Annotated in this window: 3 protein-coding genes; all 3 read left to right on the plus strand. The window is 37.6% G+C overall.

Going from position 1 to position 1,322, the window contains the following annotated elements; all coding sequences use genetic code 11:
• Positions 1-540, plus strand: a 540-nt coding sequence (locus tag O3616_RS10020) for a GH-E family nuclease (RefSeq protein ID WP_371638793.1), incomplete at its 5' end; no start/stop codon positions are given.
• Between the two features lie 21 nt (positions 541-561).
• Positions 562-1,125, plus strand: coding sequence for a suppressor of fused domain protein (locus O3616_RS10025; protein WP_138100269.1), 564 nt, complete (start codon positions 562-564; stop codon positions 1,123-1,125).
• A gap of 16 nt (positions 1,126-1,141) precedes the next feature.
• A partial coding sequence (locus O3616_RS10030; RefSeq protein ID WP_371638794.1) for a hypothetical protein occupies positions 1,142-1,322 on the plus strand: 181 nt, incomplete at its 3' end.

Genomic DNA, 1,322 nt, shown 5'->3' on the forward strand with positions numbered 1-1,322 from the left:
AAATTTGGCGAGAAACTATTAGATACTCGAATCCCAGTCGGTATCCGTAAAGAGGCAGTTGCCTTTGCGGGAGGTATGGGAACAATGCCTACCTTCAGCGTTGAGAGCAAGACTCTACGTGATGTGATGCACTTCTCAAGCAAACATGCGGAGGATGTGGTGAGAGGAGTAGGTGGTTCTGGAGAAGTAAGACAACTCGTTCCGCGTAAGCTATCTGATTCAGAGAAAAAACTTTACAAGCGTCCATCAGGTTATAGGAAGAATGCAAAGGAAACTGTCTGGGATAAAGCTAAGGATGAACAAGGTGTTGTCAAAGATCCTATTACTAAAAAGGTAATGGATATTGAGGAGCCTTGGGATATGGGGCATAAACCGGGACATGAATTTAGAAAACACCAACAAAGTGCGGCTGATAGAAAAATAACTCGTAAACAATTTTTAGATGAATATAATAATCCCAATAGCTATAGACCAGAGCTACCAGAATCTAATAGAAGTCATATTGGTGAAGATAAGACGGATTTTTATTTTGGTCCATGATTTTGAAGAAAGGGACTTACTATGGAATATAATAAAAAAGAGATAGCTAGAAAGCTTTTAGATGATGTTGGCGGTACTCCAAGAGTGTATGCATTTAAAGATGAATCTGGAAAAGAAATTGACATATTTTGTGGTGATGATTCTCCAATTGAACACGTATCTTCTTACTCCACTGTTGGGTTATCAGACTACACTTTGAACAAAAAGATAGATGATAAATCTTTAAGAGCAGAAATTATTGGTTCAACAGATAGTAGGAATGATTTGTTTCCAAATATAATAAGTGACTGTGCTTTTAAAGTGATGGATGGATCATCTCCTTGTATGCCAGGGACTGTATTTCTAAATGCAATAGATAATTATTATCTAGATTCTAATATGAAGCACATGTTATTGACTATCCCATTTTTATGGGAGATACACGATTTGGAATTTGATCATGAATATGTAACTTGGTTGTTTGCAGTTCCGATTTCTGAGTCGGAGTACCATTTTTTTGTTGAGAATGGGTATCAAAAATTAGAAATGTTATTTGAAAAAAAACAAATAGATATTTATGATTTAAATCGTAGTCCTGTGGTTTAGATGATATTTTACGTTGATGAAGGATTCCCTCCTGTTTGCGGAAGGTTTTATTGGTGCAGCTGGAAGTATGGTTTCAGAGACTGCTATCGGAGCTGTAGATTTGACTCAGATCATTGGTATTGCCAGTATTGATGGCGTCAATCGCTTAACAGGAGGTCAAACTCCAGAGTGGATGAAGCGGGACTTGCAAGGGACGG

The sequence above is a fragment of the Streptococcus sp. 27098_8_86 genome (genome assembly GCF_041432595.1).
Taxonomy (GTDB): domain Bacteria; phylum Bacillota; class Bacilli; order Lactobacillales; family Streptococcaceae; genus Streptococcus; species Streptococcus pneumoniae_F.